The organism is Pseudomonas sp. GW821-FHT09E12 (assembly GCF_059416085.1).
The window spans coordinates 481681-501720 of the sequence record NZ_JBWKOM010000006.1 but is presented as its reverse complement, the minus strand read 5'-3'; the positions used below and the strand labels follow the sequence as shown (position 1 = coordinate 501720).

General features: G+C 62.2%; 18 protein-coding genes and 1 tRNA gene. 8 read left to right on the top strand and 11 right to left on the bottom strand.

Annotated features, from left to right (window positions below):
- Positions 1-2: 2 nt before the first annotated feature.
- Positions 3-75, bottom strand: a tRNA-Val gene (locus AC07PQ_RS20650).
- Positions 76-235: 160 nt separating this feature from the next.
- Here AC07PQ_RS20650 and rdgC point away from each other — a divergent pair.
- The 3 genes from rdgC (at position 236) to sugE (ending at position 2683) form a co-directional block, all read left to right on the top strand.
- Positions 236-1156: a recombination-associated protein RdgC gene (gene rdgC / locus AC07PQ_RS20645; RefSeq protein ID WP_009045083.1), complete on the top strand. Its 921-nt coding sequence runs from the start codon at positions 236-238 to the stop codon at positions 1154-1156.
- A 125-nt stretch (positions 1157-1281) separates the two neighbouring features.
- A complete protein-coding gene (locus AC07PQ_RS20640) occupies positions 1282-2247 on the top strand; it encodes a bile acid:sodium symporter family protein (protein ID WP_087092417.1) in 966 nt (321 codons plus the stop codon).
- A gap of 118 nt (positions 2248-2365) precedes the next feature.
- Positions 2366-2683 carry a quaternary ammonium compound efflux SMR transporter SugE gene (gene sugE / locus AC07PQ_RS20635; RefSeq protein ID WP_007927818.1) on the top strand — a complete coding sequence of 106 codons (318 nt, stop codon included), beginning with the start codon at positions 2366-2368 and terminating at the stop codon, positions 2681-2683.
- Between the two features lie 64 nt (positions 2684-2747).
- On the opposite strand, the gene AC07PQ_RS20630 is transcribed toward sugE, so the two are convergent.
- From AC07PQ_RS20630 to AC07PQ_RS20620, 3 genes are all read right to left on the bottom strand, one after another.
- Positions 2748-4622, bottom strand: coding sequence for an MFS transporter (locus AC07PQ_RS20630; protein ID WP_493186017.1), 1875 nt, complete (start codon positions 4620-4622; stop codon positions 2748-2750).
- An 84-nt stretch (positions 4623-4706) separates the two neighbouring features.
- Positions 4707-5855 carry a TDT family transporter gene (locus tag AC07PQ_RS20625; protein WP_493186018.1) on the bottom strand — a complete coding sequence of 383 codons (1149 nt, stop codon included), beginning with the start codon at positions 5853-5855 and terminating at the stop codon, positions 4707-4709.
- Between the two features lie 151 nt (positions 5856-6006).
- Entirely contained in the window at positions 6007-7212 is a 1206-nt protein-coding gene (locus AC07PQ_RS20620) for an MFS transporter (protein WP_493186019.1), read from the bottom strand.
- 91 nt (positions 7213-7303) lie between these two features.
- On the opposite strand from AC07PQ_RS20620, the gene AC07PQ_RS20615 reads away from it, so the two are divergent.
- The gene (locus AC07PQ_RS20615; RefSeq protein ID WP_493186020.1) at positions 7304-7849 is read left to right on the top strand and encodes a TetR/AcrR family transcriptional regulator; all 546 of its coding nucleotides are present in this window, start codon (positions 7304-7306) and stop codon (positions 7847-7849) included.
- A gap of 199 nt (positions 7850-8048) precedes the next feature.
- A complete protein-coding gene (locus AC07PQ_RS20610; protein WP_007927812.1) occupies positions 8049-11519 on the top strand; it encodes a hybrid sensor histidine kinase/response regulator in 3471 nt (1156 codons plus the stop codon).
- A 15-nt stretch (positions 11520-11534) separates the two neighbouring features.
- Here AC07PQ_RS20610 and AC07PQ_RS20605 read toward each other — a convergent pair whose 3' ends face one another.
- Both AC07PQ_RS20605 and AC07PQ_RS20600 read right to left on the bottom strand, forming a co-directional pair.
- Positions 11535-12902, bottom strand: a complete 1368-nt coding sequence (locus AC07PQ_RS20605; RefSeq protein WP_162136176.1) for a DNA recombination protein RmuC — start codon at positions 12900-12902, stop codon at positions 11535-11537.
- A 175-nt stretch (positions 12903-13077) separates the two neighbouring features.
- Positions 13078-13401: an SEL1-like repeat protein gene (locus AC07PQ_RS20600; RefSeq protein ID WP_037035088.1), complete on the bottom strand. Its 324-nt coding sequence runs from the start codon at positions 13399-13401 to the stop codon at positions 13078-13080.
- A 941-nt stretch (positions 13402-14342) separates the two neighbouring features.
- On the opposite strand from AC07PQ_RS20600, the gene AC07PQ_RS20595 reads away from it, so the two are divergent.
- From AC07PQ_RS20595 to AC07PQ_RS20585, 3 genes are all read left to right on the top strand, one after another.
- A complete protein-coding gene (locus AC07PQ_RS20595) occupies positions 14343-14567 on the top strand; it encodes a hypothetical protein (protein ID WP_007927809.1) in 225 nt (74 codons plus the stop codon).
- 273 nt (positions 14568-14840) lie between these two features.
- Positions 14841-15323, top strand: a complete 483-nt coding sequence (locus AC07PQ_RS20590) for a hypothetical protein (protein ID WP_007927808.1) — start codon at positions 14841-14843, stop codon at positions 15321-15323.
- Between the two features lie 145 nt (positions 15324-15468).
- Positions 15469-16752, top strand: a complete 1284-nt coding sequence (locus tag AC07PQ_RS20585; RefSeq protein ID WP_493186021.1) for an OmpP1/FadL family transporter — start codon at positions 15469-15471, stop codon at positions 16750-16752.
- Between the two features lie 73 nt (positions 16753-16825).
- On the opposite strand, the gene AC07PQ_RS20580 is transcribed toward AC07PQ_RS20585, so the two are convergent.
- The 5 genes from AC07PQ_RS20580 to AC07PQ_RS20560 form a co-directional block, all read right to left on the bottom strand.
- Complete coding sequence (locus AC07PQ_RS20580; protein ID WP_007927806.1) at positions 16826-17377, bottom strand: glutathione peroxidase; 552 nt, start codon at positions 17375-17377, stop codon at positions 16826-16828.
- 30 nt (positions 17378-17407) lie between these two features.
- A complete protein-coding gene (locus AC07PQ_RS20575) occupies positions 17408-17569 on the bottom strand; it encodes a hypothetical protein (RefSeq protein WP_007927805.1) in 162 nt (53 codons plus the stop codon).
- Positions 17566-18768, bottom strand: coding sequence for an MFS transporter (locus AC07PQ_RS20570; protein WP_007927804.1), 1203 nt, complete (start codon positions 18766-18768; stop codon positions 17566-17568). The genes AC07PQ_RS20575 and AC07PQ_RS20570 overlap by 4 nt, the downstream gene beginning before the upstream one ends.
- Before the next feature lie 51 nt (positions 18769-18819).
- Positions 18820-19224, bottom strand: a complete 405-nt coding sequence (locus tag AC07PQ_RS20565; RefSeq protein ID WP_007927803.1) for a MarR family winged helix-turn-helix transcriptional regulator — start codon at positions 19222-19224, stop codon at positions 18820-18822.
- 82 nt (positions 19225-19306) lie between these two features.
- The gene (locus AC07PQ_RS20560) at positions 19307-20038 is read right to left on the bottom strand and encodes an adenosylcobinamide-GDP ribazoletransferase (RefSeq protein ID WP_493186022.1); all 732 of its coding nucleotides are present in this window, start codon (positions 20036-20038) and stop codon (positions 19307-19309) included.
- Positions 20039-20040 lie beyond the last annotated feature (2 nt).

Below are 20040 nucleotides of genomic sequence, written 5' to 3'. Positions count from 1 at the left end.
GGTGGGTGATGACGGGATCGAACCGCCGACCCTCTGCTTGTAAGGCAGATGCTCTCCCGGCTGAGCTAATCACCCTTCACGTTCGGTGTGGCGCGCATTCTACGGAGCGCCCCCTACTCTGGCAAGCACTTTTTAAAATAATTTTTTCAGGCCTTCCAAAGGCTTAGCGGAGGGTTGGCCTATGGAGCTGCGCGGAGAATAATGCCCCCCTTTGTATAAAGGAGAGATTCACCCCATGTGGTTCAAGAACCTGCTTATCTATCGCCTGACCCAAGATCTGCCCTTTGATGCTGAGGCGCTGGAAACCGCACTGGCCACCAAACTGGCGCGTCCATGTGCAAGCCAGGAGTTGACCACTTACGGTTTCGTCGCGCCATTCGGCAAAGGCGAAGATGCGCCGCTGGTGCACGTCAGCCAGGACTTCCTGCTGGTCGCCGCGCGCAAGGAAGAACGTATTCTGCCTGGCAGCGTGGTGCGCGACGCGGTCAAGGAAAAGGTCGAAGAGATCGAAGCCGAGCAAATGCGCAAGGTCTATAAAAAGGAACGCGATCAGATCAAGGATGAAATCATCCAGGCATTCCTGCCGCGCGCCTTTATCCGCCGCTCCTCGACTTTCGCCGCCATAGCGCCGAAACAGGGCCTGATCCTGGTCAACTCGGCCAGCCCGAAACGCGCCGAAGACCTGCTCTCCACCCTGCGCGAAGTGCTTGGCACCCTGCCGGTGCGTCCGCTGACCGTGAAGACCGCGCCGACCGCGATCATGACCGACTGGGTGAAAACCCAACAAGCCGCCGACGACTTCTTCGTGCTCGACGAGTGCGAGCTGCGCGACACCCATGAAGACGGCGGTATCGTCCGTTGCAAGCGCCAGGACCTGACCAGCGAAGAAATCCAGCTACATCTGAGCACCGGCAAGGTGGTCACCCAATTGTCCCTGGCCTGGCAGGACAAACTGTCCTTCATGCTCGACGACAAGATGACGGTCAAGCGCCTGAAGTTCGAAGACCTGCTGCAGGATCAGGCGGAGCAGGACGGTGGCGACGAAGCCCTCGGCCAGCTGGATGCCAGCTTTACCCTGATGATGCTGACCTTCGGCGATTTCCTCCCGGCGCTGTTCGAAGCCCTGGGTGGCGAAGAGATTCCACAAGGCATCTAACCTTGTAGCAGCCCGCTTGCTGGCGACGGGCCGCCTCCGGCCTAATCGCCAACTCGCTCGCTCCTGCAGGAGCACCACAGACGCCACCGCTTTCGGTGGCGTTTTCATATAAGAAGGAACAGGCCATGCGTGCACTGGCAGCATTAAGTCGTTTTGTCGGCAATACTTTTGCCTACTGGGTTCTGATTTTCGCGGTGGTGGCGTTCTTGCAGCCGGACTGGTTCATCGGCCTCAAGGGCGCCATCGTGCCGCTGCTGGGCCTGGTGATGTTCGGCATGGGCCTGACCCTGAAGCTCGAAGACTTCGCCGAAGTCGCGCGCCATCCGTGGCGTGTGGCCCTGGGCGTGGTCGCGCACTTCGTGATCATGCCGGGCGTGGCCTGGTTGCTGTGCCAGGTATTCCACCTGCCGCCAGAAATCGCCGTCGGCGTGATCCTGGTCGGCTGCTGCCCGAGCGGTACGTCGTCCAACGTCATGACCTGGCTGGCCCGCGGCGATCTGGCGCTGTCAGTGGCGATCGCCGCCGTCACCACCCTGCTGGCGCCGCTGCTGACCCCGGCCCTGATCTGGCTGCTGGCCTCAGCCTGGCTGCCGGTCTCGTTCATGGAGTTGTTCTGGTCGATCCTGCAAGTGGTACTGCTGCCGATCGTGCTCGGGGTGATTGCCCAGCGTGTGCTTGGCGACCGGGTACGGCATGCGGTGGAGGTATTGCCGCTGGTGTCGGTGGTCAGCATCGTGATCATCGTCACCGCGGTGGTGGCCGCCAGCCAGGCGAAAATCGCCGAGTCCGGCCTGCTGATCATGGCCGTGGTGATGCTGCATAACAGCTTCGGTTACCTGCTGGGTTACTTCACCGGCCGCCTGTTCAAGCTGCCGTTGGCGCAACGCAAATCCCTGGCCCTGGAAGTCGGCATGCAGAACTCCGGCCTCGGCGCCGCCCTGGCCAGTGCGCACTTCTCGCCGCTGGCGGCGGTGCCGAGCGCATTGTTCAGCGTCTGGCACAACATTTCCGGGGCGCTGCTTTCCACTTGGTTCCGCCGCATGAGCGAAAAGGACGACCGCGCACTGGCTGCCCAGCAGGCGAGCGACTGAGGAGAAACCTTGATCCCCGGATTAATGATGGGCACTATACTGCGCAACGCGGGGACGACCCCGCGGCTCGATCGAGTCATTAATCTGGGGACGACCCCGTCAATCGATGGAGGTCATCATGTCCTGGATCATTCTGTTTTTCGCCGGCCTGTTTGAAGTGGGCTGGGCCGTCGGCCTCAAGTACACCGACGGTTTCAGTCGCCCTCTCCCCACCGCCCTGACCATCGCCGCCATGGCGGTCAGCCTCGGCCTGCTGGGGCTGGCCATGAAAGAGCTGCCGCTGGGCACTGCCTATGCCATCTGGACCGGGGTCGGCGCGGTCGGCACGGTGATCGCCGGGATCATTCTGTTCGGTGAGTCCATGGCGCTGTTCCGCCTGGCCAGCGTGGCGCTGATCATTACCGGGCTGATCGGCTTGAAGGTCAGCGCGGCCTGATACAAGCAAACGCCCCAACCAAAACGCCCACAACTCTGTGGGCGCTTTTATAGGCGCTGGAAACCTAGCGCACGCTACCGCGCAGCTCACCGACCAGGGTTTGCAAACGGGCCGGTTCGGCACTGTCGGCGGTCACGGCCGAACCCGCCACCAGGGTCACTCGCGACCACAGGCGGCGGAACAGTCCCTTGCTTGGATCGCGGCTGAAAAAGCTGCCCCACAGCCCCCGCAACGCCAGCGGAATCACCGGCACCGGCGTCTCTTCGAGAATCCGCGTCAGCCCGCCCTTGAACTCATTGATCTCGCCATCGGCGGTCAGCTTGCCTTCCGGGAAGATACACACCAGCTCGCCATCCTTGAGGTAGCGGGCAATCTGGGTGAACGCCCTTTCGTAGATCTGGATGTCCTCGTTGCGCCCGGCAATCGGAATGGTCCCGGCGGTACGGAAGATGAAGTTGAGCACCGGCAGGTTGTAGATCTTGTAATACATCACGAAACGAATCGGCCGCCGCACCGCGCCGCCGATCAGCAAGGCATCGACGAAGGACACGTGATTGCATACCAGCAACGCCGCGCCTTCGTCCGGGATCGCCTCCAGGTTGCGGTGCTCGACCCGATACATGGAATGGCTGAGCAGCCAGATCATGAAACGCATGCTGAACTCGGGGACGATCTTGAAGATGTAGGCGTTGACCGCGATGTTCAGCAGCGACACCACCAGGAACAGCTGCGGGATCGACAGTTTGGCCAGGCTCAGCAAGACGATCGAGACAATCGCCGACACCACCATGAACAGCGCGTTGAGAATGTTGTTCGCGGCAATCACCCGCGCCCGCTCGTTCTCCGGGGTCCGCGACTGAATCAGTGCATACAGCGGCACGATGTAGAAACCACCGAAGATGCCCAGGCCGAGAATATCGATCAGCACCCACCAGGCATGGCCATGACCGAGTACCTCGAGCCAGCTGTACCCCGCCTCGCTTGGCGGGATCCCGCCGGAATGCCACCACAGCAGCAGACCGAACACCGTCAGGCCGAACGAGCCAAAAGGTACCAGGCCGATCTCGACCTTACGCCCCGAGAGTTTCTCGCACAGCATGGAACCGGCGGCGATGCCCACCGAGAACACCGTGAGGATCAGCGTGACCACTGTCTCGTCGCCGTGCATCCACTCCTTGGCATAGGCCGGAATCTGCGTCAGGTAGATCGCCCCGACAAACCAGAACCACGAGTTGCCGACGATCGAGCGCGACACGGCCGGCGTCTGCCCTAGGCCCAGGCGCAGGGTGGCCCAGGACTGGCTGAAGATGTTCCAGTTCAGACGCATGTCCGGGGTGGCCGCCGCAGCCCGGGGGATGCCCCGGCTGGCGAGGTAACCAAGCACGGCGACAGCAATGATCGCCGTCGAGACAATCGGTGCGTAATGGGCGGAGGACATCATGATCCCGGCGCCTATGGTGCCAGCGAGAATCGCCAGGAAAGTGCCCATTTCCACCAGGCCGTTGCCCCCCACCAGCTCTTCCTCTCGTAGCGCCTGGGGCAGGATCGAATATTTCACCGGGCCGAACAGCGCCGAGTGGGTGCCCATGGCGAACAGCGCCAGCAGCATCAGCGACAGGTGATCGAAGACAAACCCCACCGCCCCCACGGCCATGATCACGATCTCGCCGAGCTTGATCAGGCGGATCAACGCATCCTTGGCGAACTTCTCGCCGAATTGCCCGGCCAGCGCCGAGAACAGGAAGAACGGCAGGATAAACAGCAAGGCGCAGAGGTTGACCCAGATCGAGCGGTCACCCTCGATGGCCAGCTTGTAGAGAATGGCGAGGATCAGCGACTGCTTGAAGATGTTGTCGTTGAACGCACCGAGGGACTGGGTAATGAAGAACGGCAGGAAACGCCGCGTACGAAGCAAGGTGAACTGTGAGGGGTGACTCATCTTCCATGTCCCTGAGTGGCTTGGATGCTGTTATTGGATTATCGATCTTCGATCCAGGCCACAACCTTACCTAAAGTTCGCGGATTATTTCGCTAATCCTGCGATGCAAGGCGAAACGAACAACTCACCCCGATAAGCGCCCAGCAGCGTGCGCTTGCCCACCAACAGCCACATCAGTGCCAGCGCCAGGACCAACAGGCTGCCGAACACCGCGAAAAACGTCAGGTTCAGGGTAGCGGCCAGTTTCAGGGTGGTCAGGGCATAGACCCCCAGCGGGAAGGTGAACCCCCACCAGCCGAGGTTGAACGGAATGCCGTCGCGCAGGTAACGCAGGGTGATCAGCAGCGCCGTCAGCATCCACCACAGGCCGAAACCCCACAGGGTGATACCGGCCACCAGGCCCAGGCCCTCGGCGATTTCGCCCATTGCGGCCATGCCGTTGGCGGCGAAGATCGCTGGAGCGTCCGCGCCCAGCAGCAACATGCCCAGGGCCCCCGTGCCGATCGGCCCCAGGGCCAGCCAGCTCGAGGCAGCCATGCTTTCGTGAGGCAGCTTATGCAAGGCCATGCGCAGCAGGAGAATGGTCAGGATGCTGAAAGCCACCGGCAGCGAGAAGGCCCAGAGCACATAGCTGGTCACCAGCATCACCAGTTGCGAATGCGCGTCCACCAGATGCGGCGCCAGCAGCCCGCCACTGGCGGCAGCGACTTCGGCCGCGACCACCGGCAATAGCCAGACCGCGGTCATCTGGTCGATACGGTGCTCCTGGCGGGTGAACATCATGTAGGGAATCAACACCCCGCAAGCCAGCGACAGCGCCACATCCAGCCACCACAGCAGCTCGGCCAACTGCACCACGCCGTCACCCCAGCGCGGTACGCCGAACAGCAGGAAACCGTTGATGATGGTGGCCAGGCCCATGGGGATGGTGCCGAAGAACATCGAGACCGTGGAATGCCCGAAAATCCGCCGGGCTTCGTCGAAGAACATTACCCAGCGTGCCGCATAGGCCGCGCTGAACACTACGAACAGCCCGATGGTGAACAGCCACAGTCCCTCGGCCAACAGGTGCAGGCCCGGGATCCGCAGCGGCAACTGGGCCAGCGCCAGAGCCAGCACGCCGGTGCCCATGGTGGCCGCGAACCAGTTGGGGGTGAAATGGCGGATGGCTTCGCGAGGATGTTGCAGCTGGCTCAAGGGCCGTCCGGTTCTGAGGGTATTGGGGCATGTCATGGTGTGATCTCCTGTCCTCCGATGAGGTGGAGCCCATGGTAGAACCGGATCGAATATCTATATAACGGGTAATTTCTCTATCTGTTATCTATTTTATAAATAAAAGGGCTAGACACTGTCTGCACTTCAACCATCGGCACCCGCGTCGCGCTCAACTTTCCTGGGCGACACAGGCCTTGGCGGTTCGCTGACGCAGCAACCCCAGCAAAGCGCCAAGGGACAACAGGATCAACACCGCGCCATAACCATCGGTGGTCGCGATCAGGCCGAAACTGCGCGTCAGGTTTCCCGCCAACAGGGATGGCAGGCAGAACGCCAGATAACTCAGGACATAAAACGCCGACATCAACCCCGCCCGCTCATGGGGCAAGGCCAGCGGCATCACACTGCGCAGAGCGCCGAGGAACCCGGAGCCAAAACCTCCGCCCGTGACCAGGGTGCCAAGGAAGAACAGCGGCAGGCTGGCGGTATGCACGGCGATGAGAATTAGGCTGATGCCGACGGCCAACAGGCTCGCGCCCAACCGCAAAACCTTGTCGGCCGGACGATGGCGCAGGGAAACAATCATCAGGGCACCGCTCAGCGTCAGCACCGCCACCAGGCCGCCGCCGATCAGGTTCGAGGTCGAGCCCGTCGCAGCGCGCACCAGCGATGGCGCCAATGACAGAAAGAACCCGCCCACGGCCCACACCGCCACATCCACCGGTAACGCCAACCACAGCGCCCGTCGCGCCTGGGGCGGTACATGCAGCGAGGGCCGCAGGGAAGCCCAGACACCGGCCTGGGCAGTGACCGTCTCCGGCAAACGCCAGACGTACAGCGCCTGGGCGACAAACAGCCCCAGCAGCAACCAGTAGGCCAGTTGCAGCGGCAACGGCGCATATTCCACCAGCAAGCCACTGCCCATCGCCCCGCACGCCATGCCCAGCAAGGGCGCCACGCTGTTGACCAACGGCCCCTGCTGGCGGTCGGTATCCAGCAGCGCCGCCCCCAGCACACTGGTGGCCATGCCGGTGGCGAAGCCCTGCATCACCCGGGCAGCAATCAGCCAGGCCACGCTGTCGGCCTGGATGAACAGCAGCATCGCCAGTATGTCCAGCAGCAACGCCACGAAGATCACCGGCTTGCGTCCCAGATAATCCGAAAGCGAGCCGACGGTCAGCAGCGCCGCCAGCAGGCTCAAGGCGTAGACGCCGAAGATCAGGGTCAAGGTCGCCGACGAGAATTGCAGCACCTCCTGATACAGGTGATACATCGGCGTCGGCACACTGGAAGCGGCGAGAAAACTGAGTAAGGTGATCGCCAGAAACAACAGTCTGGAACGGTTTGACCGTGAAGAGTCGACACTACTGGACATGGGCACGCTCCATTAAAGCTAATTTTTTGCTTTTGCGGAGTGTGCTGCCGCCTCGCTCTTAAAGCAAATTCTTTGTGTTAAGGTTCGATCCATGGCTATTAAAGAAGGTTTACGCCCGGGCGGGCGCAGTGCCCGGGTGCAGGAATCCATCCACTCGGCAGTCAGGAAACTCCTCGAAGAACAGGAGCGCTCGACCCTGACCGTGCCGCAAATCGCCATCCGCGCCGGCGTTACGCCCTCGACCATCTACCGGCGCTGGGGCGACCTGTCGGCACTGCTGGCGGATGTAGCCCTGGAACGCATGCGCCCGGACAGCGAACCGGCCGCCACCGGCAGCCTGCGCGGCGACCTGCGGGCCTGGGCCGAACAGTACCTCGACGAAATGAGCTCCGAACCCGGGCGCAACATGATGCGCGACGTGCAATGCAGCAGCACGCCCGGCTATTGCGTGAGCATTCTCAGCGGGCAATTGCAGATCATCCTCGACCGTCACCGGCACAGCGAAGCGGCCCTGCCCAGCATCGACCGGCTGTTGAACATGCTGGTGGCGCCAACGGTGTTCCGCATCCTGTTCGCCGCGCAACCGCTTGAAGTGCAGGAACTGCATGAACTGATCGACATCGCGCTGCGGCCTTGAGGCCGCTCTCGCGCCGACCGGTTCCGAGCCACCTTCCATAGGCGCGCGCCTTCCGCGATAAAACCTGACAGGCAGCCCTCTTCCCCCTGCGACACCTGGCCGCGCCAATACCTTGGTCGACACTGACGAACCCCGAACATCGTGCGAGACTGTCTGACCGGGTTGAAGCGCCCGGCGCGCCTTTATGTTCGGAGTTTCCATGTCGCTGTCCAGCGGGCTGATCGCCATCGTCGCCCTGGCCTATATGGCCATCATGTTCGCCATCGCCTTTTACGGTGACCGTCGCAGCGCGCCCTTGCCGCCGCGGGTGCGTGCCTGGGTGTACAGCCTGTCGCTGGCGGTGTATTGCACCAGCTGGACCTTCTTCGGCGCCGTCGGCCAGGCCGCCGAGCAACTCTGGTCGTTCTTGCCAATCTACCTGGGGCCGATCCTGCTGCTGGTACTCGCGCCCTGGGTCCTGCAAAAGATGGTGATGATCAGCAAGCAGGAAAACATCACCTCCATCGCCGACTTCATCGCCGCGCGCTACGGCAAGTCCCAGACCCTGGCGGTGGTGGTGGCGCTGATCTGCCTGGTCGGCGTGCTTCCTTATATTGCCCTGCAGCTCAAGGGCATCGTGCTTGGCGTGGACCTGCTGATCGGCGCGGGTGCCGATACCATGGGCACCCGCGCCCAGGACACGGCGCTGATCGTGTCGCTGATCCTGGCGCTGTTCACCATCGTCTTCGGTACCCGCAACCTCGACGCCACCGAGCACCACCGCGGCATGGTGCTGGCGATTGCCTTCGAATCCCTGGTCAAGCTGCTGGCCTTTCTCGCGGTCGGCGCCTTTGTCACCTATGGCCTGTACGACGGTTTCGACGACCTGTTCAGCCAGGCCATGCTCGCCCCGCGCCTGGAGCAGTACTGGGAAGAAACCATCAACTGGCCGTCGATGGTGGTGCAGACCGGCGTCGCCATGATGGCGATCATCTGCCTGCCGCGGCAGTTCCACGTCACCGTGGTGGAGAACATCGAACCCCAGGACCTGCGCCTGGCCAAGTGGGTGTTTCCCGCCTACCTGGCCCTGGCCGCGCTGTTCGTGGTACCGATCGCCCTGGCCGGGCAGATGCTGCTGCCCAGCTCGGTGCTGCCGGATTCGTTCGTCATCAGCCTGCCCCTGGCCCAGGCCCATCCGGCCCTGGCCGTGCTGGCCTTCATCGGCGGCGCGTCGGCCGCCACCGGCATGGTGATCGTCGCCAGCGTGGCCCTGTCGACCATGGTCTCCAACGACATGCTGCTGCCCTGGCTGCTGCGCCGGCAGAGTGCCGAACGGCCCTTCGAAGTGTTCCGCCACTGGATGCTCTCGGTGCGCCGGGTCAGCATCGTGGTCATCCTGCTGCTGGCCTATGTCAGCTACCGCCTGCTGGGCTCCACCGCGAGCCTGGCGACCATCGGCCAGATCGCCTTCGCCGCGGTGACCCAACTGGCCCCGGCCATGCTCGGCGCGCTGTACTGGAAGCAGGCCAACCGCCGCGGCGTCTTCGCCGGATTGGCGGCCGGTACTTTCCTGTGGTTCTACACCCTGGTCCTGCCGATCGCCGCCCACAGCCTGGGCTGGTCGCTGAGCAGCTTCCCGGGCCTGGCCTGGCTGCACGGCAACCCGCTGAACCTGCCGATCACACCCTTGACCCAAGGTGTGGTGCTGTCGCTGGCCGGCAACTTCACCCTGTTCGCCTGGGTCTCGGTACTGTCGCGTACCCGGGTTTCGGAGCACTGGCAGGCCGGGCGCTTCATCGGTCAGGAAATCAGCGGCCGCCCCAGCTCTCGATCGATGCTCTCGGTGCAGATCGACGACCTGCTCAAGCTCGCCGCGCGATTTGTCGGGGAAGAACGGGCCCGCCAGAGCTTCATCCGCTTTGCCTACCGCCAGGGCAAAGGCTTCAACCCCAACCAGAACGCCGACGGCGAATGGATCGCCCACACCGAACGCCTGCTGGCCGGCGTGCTCGGCGCATCGTCCACCCGCGCGGTGGTCAAGGCCGCCATCGAAGGGCGGGAGATGCAGCTCGAAGACGTGGTGCGCATCGCCGACGAAGCCTCGGAAGTGCTGCAATTCAACCGGGCCTTGCTGCAAGGGGCGATCGAGAACATCAGCCAGGGCATCAGCGTGGTCGACCAGTCCCTCAGGCTGGTGGCCTGGAACCGTCGCTACCTGGAGCTGTTCAACTACCCCGACGGGCTGATCAGCGTCGGCCGGCCGATCGCCGACATCATCCGCCATAACGCCGAACGAGGCCTGTGCGGGCCGGGCGAGGCCGAAGTGCATGTCGCCCGCCGCCTGCACTGGATGCGTCAGGGCCGCGCCCACACCTCCGAACGGCTGTTCCCCAATGGCCGGGTGATCGAGTTGATCGGCAACCCGATGCCCGGCGGCGGCTTTGTCATGAGTTTCACCGACATCACCCCGTTCCGCGAGGCCGAACAGGCCCTCACTGAAGCCAACGAAGGCCTGGAGCAGCGGGTCGCCGAGCGGACCCACGAACTGTCGCAACTGAACGCCGCGCTGACCGAGGCCAAGGGCACCGCCGAGGCCGCCAACCAGTCCAAGACGCGTTTCCTGGCGGCGGTCAGTCACGACCTGATGCAACCACTGAATGCCGCCCGGCTGTTCTCTGCCGCCCTCTCCCACCAGGACGACGGTTTGTCCGCCGAAGCCCAGCAATTGGTCCAGCACCTGGACAGCTCCCTGCGCTCTGCCGAAGACCTGATCAGCGACCTGCTGGACATCTCCCGCCTGGAAAACGGCAAGATCAATCCGGAGCGCAAGCCGTTCGTGCTCAACGAACTGTTCGATACCCTGGGGGCTGAATTCAAGGTGCTGGCCCAGGAGCAAGGCTTGAAATTCCGCCTGCGCGGCAGCCGCCTCAGGGTCGACAGCGACATCAAGCTACTGCGTCGGGTTCTGCAGAATTTCCTGACCAATGCCTTCCGTTACGCCAAGGGGCCTGTGTTGCTGGGCGTGCGCCGCCGCGGCAATCAGCTGTGCCTGGAAGTCTGGGACCGTGGACCGGGGATTCCACTGGATAAGCAGCAAGTGATCTTCGAAGAATTCAAACGCCTCGACAGCCACCAGACCCGCGCCGAAAAAGGCCTGGGCCTCGGGTTGGCGATCGCCGACGGGCTGTGTCGCGTGCTCGGTCACGGCCTGCAAGTACGCTCCTGGCCGGGCAAGGGCAGCGTCTTCAGTGTCAGCGTGCCTTTGGCCAAGGCGGCCGTCAGCGCACCGAGGCAAGTGGCCGAACTTAACGGCCATCTGCTGTCCGGCGCCCAGGTACTGTGTGTCGACAACGAAGACAGCATCCTGATCGGCATGAACAGCCTGCTCAGCCGCTGGGGCTGCCAGGTCTGGACCGCGCGTAACCGCGAAGAATGCGCGGCGCTGCTCAATGATGGCGTGCGCCCGCAACTGGCATTGGTGGACTATCACCTGGACGATGGCGAAACCGGCACCGAGGTCATGGCCTGGCTGCGTACCCAGTTGGGTGACCCGGTGCCAGGCGTGGTGATCAGCGCCGACGGGCGCCCCGAGATGGTCGCCGAGGTGCACGCCGCTGGGCTGGACTACCTGGCCAAGCCGGTGAAGCCCGCGGCGTTGCGGGCGCTGCTGAGCCGGCACCTGCCGCTCTGATAGCCCGCTCTCGAATCAATCCGGCAGTTCAAGCAACGCGCCGTCGGCATCGGTCATCGCCCGCTCCAGCAGGTCCGCCGGCAGGCTCTTGCTGGCACGCGCCCCGAGCAACCGCAGTTGCTCGCTGCGGCTGACCAGGTTGCCACGCCCCTCGGTCAGCTTGTTGCGCGCGGCGCTGTAGGCCTTGTCCAGTTGCTGCAGACGATTGCCGACTTCATCCAGATCCTGAATGAACAACACGAACTTGTCGTACAGCCAACCGGCGCGCTCGGCGATTTCCCGGGCGTTCTGGCTCTGCCGCTCCTGCTTCCACAGGCTGTCGATCACTCGCAGGGTAGCCAGCAAGGTGGTCGGGCTGACGATCACGATATTGCGGTCGAAGGCTTCCTGGAACAGGTTGGGCTCGGCTTGCAAGGCAGCGGAAAAAGCTGCCTCGATGGGCACGAAGAGCAACACGAAATCCAGGCTGTGCAAGCCTTCCAGACGCTTGTAATCCTTACCGGCCAGGCCTTTGACGTGATTGCGCAAGGACAGTACGTGCTGCTTCAGCGCCGCCTGGCCGATCACTTCATCGTCCGCCGCGACAAACTGCTGGTAGGCGGTCAGGCTGACCTTGGAGTCCACCACCACCTGCTTGTCGCCGGGCAGCATGATCAGCACGTCGGGCTGGAAACGCTCGCCGTCGGGCCCTTTGAGGCTGACCTGGGTCTGGTACTCACGGCCCTTCTCCAGGCCGGCATGCTCCAGTACCCGCTCGAGAATCAGCTCGCCCCAGTTGCCCTGGGTTTTCTGGCCCTTGAGCGCACGGGTCAGGTTGGTCGCCTCGTCGCTCAAGCGCAGGTTCAGCTGTTGCAGGCGCTCGAGCTCCTTGCCGAGGGAAAAACGCTCGCGCGCTTCGGCCTGATAACTCTCTTCGACCCGCTTCTCGAAGGACTGGATGCGCTCCTTGAGCGGGTCGAGCAATTGTCCGAGACGCTGCTGGCTGTTCTCGGCAAAACGCTGCTCACGCTCGTCGAAGATCTTGCCCGCCAGCTCGGCGAACTGCGCCCGCAGCTCGTCCCGCGAGCCTTGCAGGTCGCTCAGGCGCTGCTGGTGGCTTTCCTGCTGCTCGCGCAACTCGGCATTCAATGACGCGGCCTGGGCGTCCAGGCGCCGCAGTTCAGCTTCCTTGTTGGTCCGTTCAAGGTTCCAGGCGTGGGCGGCATCACGGGCGTTGTCGCGCTCGATCTGCAACAACTCGACTTCTCGGCGCACCGCCGCCAGGTCGGCCTGCTTCACGGCATTGGCCTGGCCCAGGTCGCTGATCTCGTCGCGACAGGCATCCAGTTGGGCGTTCAAGCCATCCTGCGCCAACAACGCCGTGGCCAGGCGTTCCTCCAGCAGGGACAGTTCGGTTTGGCGGGAGCTCAGACGGCGTTGCAGTTGCCAGGCGAGCGCCACCAAGGGCAATGCCGCGCCTGCCAGACCGAGCAGTACGCTGGTCAAGTCCATAGCCATAGCCACTCCAGACAGTGAAATAAAGCTTGAAGGTTAACCAAGGGACCGAGGCTTGGACAGCTCAGTCTTCGATCTGGCCAAGCTCCAGCTGGGCGCGGCGATCGCCAGCCCGTGCCGCCTGGCGCAGCAGGTCATGACCGATCCGCCGATCGCGGGCGTTGCCGCATTCGCGGCACATCAGTTGGCCGAGACGGCTCTGCGCCGCCACTACCCCTTCCCGGGCAGGCTGCTTGAGCAAATGCCCGGCAAAGTGCTTGACGTTCCGGTTATCACCCAGGCGCGGGCTGTCGAGCAGCCACATGGCCACACGTAACGAAAAACGCTTGGGCTCGGTAACACTGGAAGAGGCAGAGGTAACAGAAGGTGACACTGAGCGAAACTTCATAAAGCACTGTAGGGCAGATCGGAAGGCGCGCCACTCTACTCCTTTTTTCACACGCGTAAAGTCGAAAAAACTCGGCACGCCCGTGCTAGAGCAAGCGCTTGGGACAATCCACAGAAGCTGTGGATAACTCAGTGGACAACCGCCCTACAAGTCTCCGAAAGCCGCATGGGACGGGGCCCGCAGTCAAACTGACGATTTTTTCACCAGTAAAAAAAACCGATGTTTTTCATTGACTTAAATTTTCATCGCAGGCATTGGAGGGCCCGACAGGTGAGGTGACAGGCCGGTGACAGTCCGCGCAACTATTGTGCACAAGTGCCCTTGATCCGGTTATATCGGTGCACCTTCTTCGCCCGTTCACGGGAGAACGGCAGCGAAGACCAAAGCTCCAGTAACAACTTTCTGCTCAACTACGGTGGAAAGGCCGGCCTGCCTCGTTCACGACCTCGCCCCTGTGACGCTCATAACCATTTTGCCTAACACACTTGCACCAGCTACATCAATCCGTTATCATCCACAGCGTTAGTACCAAGCTGAAAGTCAATTCTGGTCGAACAAGTCCCCCGGTTCAGCTTCCCTGAAGAGAAGTTTCTACCGACTACATGGGATCGACCACCTCGCTGGTTTCCAGGTAAAGCTTTCGCCGACACTGCCTTTGAACACATTGCAAAGGATGTCGCGAAGCCCTTTTTACTCTGACCGAACCAACCTGCAAATTGATCAGGATCTTCACCTGGGGCCCAGAACCTTAACCCCTGCTGTGATTGCCTGCCCTCCTAAGTACCTACCTGCCAGCCCTAGCGCGCACTTGATAAAGCGCTTCCAACTGGCTGCTTTGTTCCAGTCGGGTTCTTCGTTCGACCAATGGTGGTCGGCGTTACTGGAACGTTTTAACGTTGCACGGTTCTTAACCGTGTCATTTGTAGGAACACCCAATAACTATGTCTACTCAAATCCAGACTCAGGATGCCATTCGCACCCTTACCAATGCTTTTGCTCCAATGAACTGCCTGATCATGGCCGCTCGCAAAGGCTGCTTCAGCTTCACCCTGGTCAACGAACACGGTATCGCTCGTCACAGCGAACGCCTGTACCCCGATCAGTATTCCAGCGCCGAGCCGCTGCAAGCGGTGATCGAGCGCACCCGTCAGGCCCTGACCGCCTGAGACGCCAGAGCGCTGAAAACCCGAAGCCCCGCCTGAGTAGCGGGGCTTTTTATTACCTGTTATTTCGATTTTCCCGCCTTCGGCTAAAGCACCATCCGGTATAACGGTTATAACAGGAAGCCGGAAATATTTTAAAAACAGGCCTTTACAGCAACGATATGACACTACACTTCAACTCAAGCGGCATGATCCGCTTCCGGCGAGCCTGACCGATCCATCGCTGCCAAGCTCCCCCATCAGGCCTCGCCGGCCACTTCACGCTTCGAGGGCTTTATGGGTATCGCCGCCAGCGAACTGTGCCGCTACGTGATCCGCCCGACCCTGATCTATCTGGGCAATCACAGTCGCACCGCAGAATCATTGCTGCTAGGCATCGCCGCCAGTCAATCCGCCCTCGGCTCCGCCCTGCACGACCGCAGAGGCCACGGCCTCTACCGCATCGCCGAACCCCGCCACCAGGCACTCTGGGACCACTACCTGGCCCTGGACCCGGAACGCGCCAGCCTGGTTCGCGGCCTGGCCAGCCAGCATGCATTCCTCAGCGGGCCGCATCTGGAACTGACCGTCAACCTGCGTTACGCCACCGCCATCGCCTGGCTGCTGGTAGAAGAGCAGAACACCCCGCTCCCCGAAGCCGATGACCTGGTCGGCATGGCTCGTATCTGGAAGCAGATCTTCCAGCCACAAGGACGTCTGCGGGACTTCGCCGATGCCTGGCAGACCTGTGTTGCGCCACTGAATCAGGTCGCCTGCTGACCGGACTTTTTGCAAGATCGCGCAAACAAGCGCAATTTTGGTCGGATTGTCCTACAAAACCGCTCTATCTCAAGCCATACAGCCTATAGCGTTGAGGAGGAAATGTTGGTAATTTTCGCTCCGGTGATCACCAGGAGTTCTAATAATGAAAAAAGTAATACTCAAAACCAGTCTTAGCCTTGCCGTTACCATGGCATCCACCCAACTTTTCGCAAGCGGCTTTGCCCTGAACGAACAAAGCATCAGCGGCATGGGTACTGGTTTCGCCGGTCGATCCTCTGCTGCCGACGATGCAAGCACAGTTTTTGGTAACCCTGCCGGTATGTCGCGCCTGAAACGCCAGCAAGTCACTGGCGGTCTCGCGGCCATCGACGCGTCCACCGATATCAACGACGCCAGCGGTAGCCAGAGAGGGACCAACAAAGGCGATATGGTGCCGTTCACCGCCGTCCCAATGGCCTACTACGTCAACCCTATCGATGACCAGTGGGCCTTCGGCCTGGGTGTCTACGCCCCGTTCGGCCTGATCACCGACTATGAAAGCGGCTTCCAGGGCCGTAACTTCGGCAGCAAAAGCGAAGTTAAAGTCGTCACCTTCCAGCCAACCGTCAGCTATGCCTTCAACGACAAGGTGTCGATCGGTTTCGGCCCGACCATCAACCGCATCTCCGGCACCCTGGAATCCGCGCTGACCACGCCACTGTCGCCTAACGATGGCAATGTCCAGATCAAGGGTGACGATATCGGCTACGGCTACAACATCGGTGTGCTGGTCCAGGCGACCGATACCACTCGCGTGGGCCTGACTTATCACTCGAAGGTCAAGTACAAGCTGGAAGGCCACACCGAAGTCAGCCCAGGCGCCGGTACTCCGGGCGCCCTGCTGCGCGGTGCTCGCTACGACGCCTCGCTGGACATCACCACCCCTGAGTCGGCCGACCTGTCGGTGACCCAGGACCTCAACGATGCCTGGAAACTCTACGCCGGTGCGACCTGGACCCGCTGGAGCCGCCTGAAAGACATCACCGTACAAAACGAAGGCGTAACCGCCAGCGCCGGCGGTCTCCTGGCCCCAGGTGCCCTCAGCTCCATCAAGGAAGAACAGAACTGGCACGACACCTGGGCCTATGCCATCGGTACTTCCTACCAGTTGAACAAGCAGTGGGTATTGCGTACCGGCCTGAGCTTCGACCAGTCGCCGGCCAACAACACCAACCGTTCGCCACGCATCCCTACCGGCGACCGGACCATCTTCAGCCTCGGCGCCGGCTGGAGCCCAACTGAAGACCTGACCATCGACGTGGCTTACTCCTACCTCAAGGAAGAGAAGGTCAAGGTCAACAACCACAATACGCTCGGCCAGTCTTACAGCGCCGAGTACGAGAACAGCGCAAACGGCTTCGGCGTGGGTGCAACCTACCGCTTCTAAAGCCTGACGGCCTGAACGAAAAAGCCCCCGCATCCAAGGATGCCGGGGCTTTTTTATTGGCCGTGGATAAATCTCAAGGCTTGGACGCCAGCGCCTGTTCCACGGCCTCGATCAGTTCAGGACTGTCCGGCTTGGTCAGGCTGGAGAAATTGGCGATCACCTTGCCCTGGCGATCGACCACATACTTGTAGAAATTCCACTTCGGCGCACTGCTCTGCTCGGCCAGAACCTTGAACAGGTGCACCGCGTCCGGGCCTCGGACCTGCTGCGGCTCGGTCATGGTGAAGGTGACGCCGTAGTTCGCATAACAGACCTTGGCCGTCTCCGCGCCATCCTTGGACTCCTGCTTGAAGTCATTGGACGGCACGCCTACCAGCTCCAGCCCCTGATCCTTGTAACGCTGGTACAACGCCTCGAGCCCCTTGAACTGCGGGGCGAAGCCGCAAAAGCTCGCGGTATTGACCACCACCAGCGGCTTGCCGACAAAGCGTTGGCACAGGTCGATGGACTCCTTGGCGCGCAGCTTGGGCAGCGAACCCTGCAACAGCGACGGGCATTCGCCCGCCCAGGCCGAACCGGCAAACACCATGAGTACAGCTGGAACAGCAAGCCAGCGCACCAACATATTCAACTCCTTGAAAGTACCGTCAGGGGGTCAAACTACTCGCCCGGCGGACGCCCTAGCAAGCGCTTCCTGGCAAACGCCCATGCCCAACTGCATCAGCGCCAGCCCACCCTGGTGCCAGCCCCACCAGGCCACCGCCAACAGCGCGACGACAGCCACCAGGCTGACCCAGCGCAAGCCTGTCCGGCTCATGCCGCGCTCGCCTGCAGACGGGCAACCGGACGCTCGCGCACCGGCCAGTTCAGGGCCGCGGCCAGCAGACTGAGGAGAATCGCCACCTGCCAGATCAAGTCATAACTCCCGGTTCGATCGTAGACCACCCCGCCGAGCCAGCCGCCGAGGAACGAGCCCAACTGGTGAAACAGAAACACGATGCCGCCCAGCATGGACAGGTTGCGCACCCCGAACAAGGTGGCCACCGTGCCATTGGTCAGCGGCACCGTCGACAGCCACAGGAAGCCCATGGCCATGCCGAACAGATACGCACTGACTTGCGTCACCGGCAGCCAGAGAAACAGGCCGATGACCACCGCGCGTAACAGGTACAAACCGGTCAGCAAGCGCGGTTTGGACATGCGCCCACCCAGCCAGCCGGCGGTATAGGTACCGAAGATATTGAACAGGCCGATCAGCGCCAACACCGTGGTGCCCACCGTGGCCGGCAAGTGCTGGTCCACCAGGTAGGCCGGCAAATGCACGCCGATGAATACCACCTGGAAACCGCAGACGAAAAAGCCGAACGCCAGCAGCCAGAACCCGGAATGGGAACAGGCCTCACGCAAGGCCTCAGAGAGGCTCTGCTCATGGCCCAGGCTGGGCAGCGGCTTGTCCTTGAGCATGCTCACCAGCGGCACGATCAATGCCACCAGCAACCCCAGCACCAACAGTGCCGAGGACCAGCCGAGCCAGCCGATCAAACCCAGGGTACCCGGCAGCATGGCGAACTGACCGAACGAACCGGCCGCACTGGCGACTCCCATGCCCATGCTGCGTTTCTCCGCCGGCAGCGCGCGCCCCACCACGCCGAGAAGCACTGAAAACGAGGTCCCCGAAAGCCCGATACCGATCAGCAAGCCGGCGCTCAACGACAGCGACAGCGGCGAATCGGCCAACCCCATGAACAACAGGCCCACGGCGTACAGCACACCGCCGACCAGCACTACCTTGGCCGCACCGAAGCGGTCGGCCAGGGCTCCAGTGAAGGGCTGGGCCAGGCCCCAGATGAGGTTCTGCAGGGCAATGGCAAAGGCAAACACCTCGCGCCCCCAGCCGAACTCCGCGCTCATGGGCGGCAGAAACAGCCCGAAGCCATGTCTTATCCCCAGGGACAAGGCCAGGATCAGCGCACTCCCGAGAAGAACCCAACCGCTGGTACGCCACATCGAAGTCATTTTATTCTCCATTTACGGGTATATACCCGCTTATCATCGAACGAAAGGCCTTCACGCCAGTTCGTTCAGCAAGGCCAGCAAGGTTTCGCGTTTTTCTGCACCCAGACGATCGATCAAGCGCTGTTGCGCCGCTTCCCAGGCCGGCAAGGCCGCCAGCAGTCGCTGCTGGCCCTCATCGGTCAGCTGGACGATGCGATTGCGTTGATCCTCGCCTTCGGACAACCGGACCAGGCCCTCGCCTTCCAGCACCCGCAGGTTACGGCCCAGGGTACTGCGGTCCAGACCCATGGCCTCGGCCAGGCTGGAAATGCTCGGTTGGTCCAGGCGCTGCAGGTTACTCAGCAAGGAATACTGGGCAACGTTGATCCCGAAGCCGTCGAGAGCGCCGTCGTAGAACCTGCTGACGCCACGGGCGGCGCGCCGCAGGTTGGTGCACAGACATTGAGAAGGAAGCATGGTGCGTGTATATACCCGCGATTAAGGGAATGCAAGAAATTTGCATAGTTCAGGGCGCAAATAAAACCCGCGCTCCGCCTTTCTAGAACAGCGCCAACCCCACCAGGACCGCCACTTCCAACAATTCCAGCAGAGCGCCCGCCGTGTCCCCGGTGGTGCCGCCCAGACGGCGCAGCATCAACTGACGCAAACCGGCAAACACCAGGCCCGCCAGCAGCAACGCCAACACCGCGCTATAGCCACCGAGCACTACGCACACCAACACAGTAAGCGCCAGCACCCACTTGCCGGCCAGACGCGGCAGATGATTCGCCAGCGCCTGCCCAAGGCCACCAGGGCGCACATAAGGCGTGCAGAGGAACAGCCCCAGCAAGGCGCCGCGACCGATCAGTGGCGCCAGCAGCAAGGCAACGCCGGCCTGCTGCTCGATCAGCGCCACCAGCGCGGCGAACTTGAGCAGCAACACCAGCCCCAGGGTGACCACGGCAATCGGCCCGCTGCGCGGGTCCTTCATGATCGTCAGCGTGCGCTCGCGATCGCCGAAGCCGCCCAGCCAGGCATCCGCGCTGTCGGCCAGCCCGTCCAGATGCAAGGCACCACTGAGCAGCACCCAGACCGTCAGCAACAATGCCCCATGCAGCAACGGCGGCGCGCCCATCAACAACTGGTTCAGCCCCCAGAGCAGCAGCCCGAACAGCAGGCCGATCAACGGGTAGAACAACAACGACCGGCCCATTTCCTCGGGCGATGGCATGCCCGGCAAACGCACCGGAAAACTGCTGAGAAATTGCAGGGCGATCCAGAATGGCAGCACGC

Bases quoted from the DNA above. Each gene is read 5' to 3' on its own strand.
- rdgC (WP_009045083.1), top strand. From the start codon at position 236: ATGTGGTTCAAGAACCTGCTTATCTATCGCCTGACCCAAGATCTGCCC.
- AC07PQ_RS20640 (WP_087092417.1), top strand. From the start codon at position 1,282: ATGCGTGCACTGGCAGCATTAAGTCGTTTTGTCGGCAATACTTTTGCC.
- sugE (WP_007927818.1), top strand. From the start codon at position 2,366: ATGTCCTGGATCATTCTGTTTTTCGCCGGCCTGTTTGAAGTGGGCTGG.
- AC07PQ_RS20630 (WP_493186017.1), bottom strand. From the start codon at position 4,622: ATGAGTCACCCCTCACAGTTCACCTTGCTTCGTACGCGGCGTTTCCTG.
- AC07PQ_RS20625 (WP_493186018.1), bottom strand. From the start codon at position 5,855: ATGACATGCCCCAATACCCTCAGAACCGGACGGCCCTTGAGCCAGCTG.
- AC07PQ_RS20620 (WP_493186019.1), bottom strand. From the start codon at position 7,212: ATGTCCAGTAGTGTCGACTCTTCACGGTCAAACCGTTCCAGACTGTTG.
- AC07PQ_RS20615 (WP_493186020.1), top strand. From the start codon at position 7,304: ATGGCTATTAAAGAAGGTTTACGCCCGGGCGGGCGCAGTGCCCGGGTG.
- AC07PQ_RS20610 (WP_007927812.1), top strand. From the start codon at position 8,049: ATGTCGCTGTCCAGCGGGCTGATCGCCATCGTCGCCCTGGCCTATATG.
- AC07PQ_RS20600 (WP_037035088.1), bottom strand. From the start codon at position 13,401: ATGAAGTTTCGCTCAGTGTCACCTTCTGTTACCTCTGCCTCTTCCAGT.
- AC07PQ_RS20595 (WP_007927809.1), top strand. From the start codon at position 14,343: ATGTCTACTCAAATCCAGACTCAGGATGCCATTCGCACCCTTACCAAT.
- AC07PQ_RS20590 (WP_007927808.1), top strand. From the start codon at position 14,841: ATGGGTATCGCCGCCAGCGAACTGTGCCGCTACGTGATCCGCCCGACC.
- AC07PQ_RS20585 (WP_493186021.1), top strand. From the start codon at position 15,469: ATGAAAAAAGTAATACTCAAAACCAGTCTTAGCCTTGCCGTTACCATG.
- AC07PQ_RS20580 (WP_007927806.1), bottom strand. From the start codon at position 17,377: ATGTTGGTGCGCTGGCTTGCTGTTCCAGCTGTACTCATGGTGTTTGCC.
- AC07PQ_RS20575 (WP_007927805.1), bottom strand. From the start codon at position 17,569: ATGAGCCGGACAGGCTTGCGCTGGGTCAGCCTGGTGGCTGTCGTCGCG.
- AC07PQ_RS20570 (WP_007927804.1), bottom strand. From the start codon at position 18,768: ATGACTTCGATGTGGCGTACCAGCGGTTGGGTTCTTCTCGGGAGTGCG.
- AC07PQ_RS20565 (WP_007927803.1), bottom strand. From the start codon at position 19,224: ATGCTTCCTTCTCAATGTCTGTGCACCAACCTGCGGCGCGCCGCCCGT.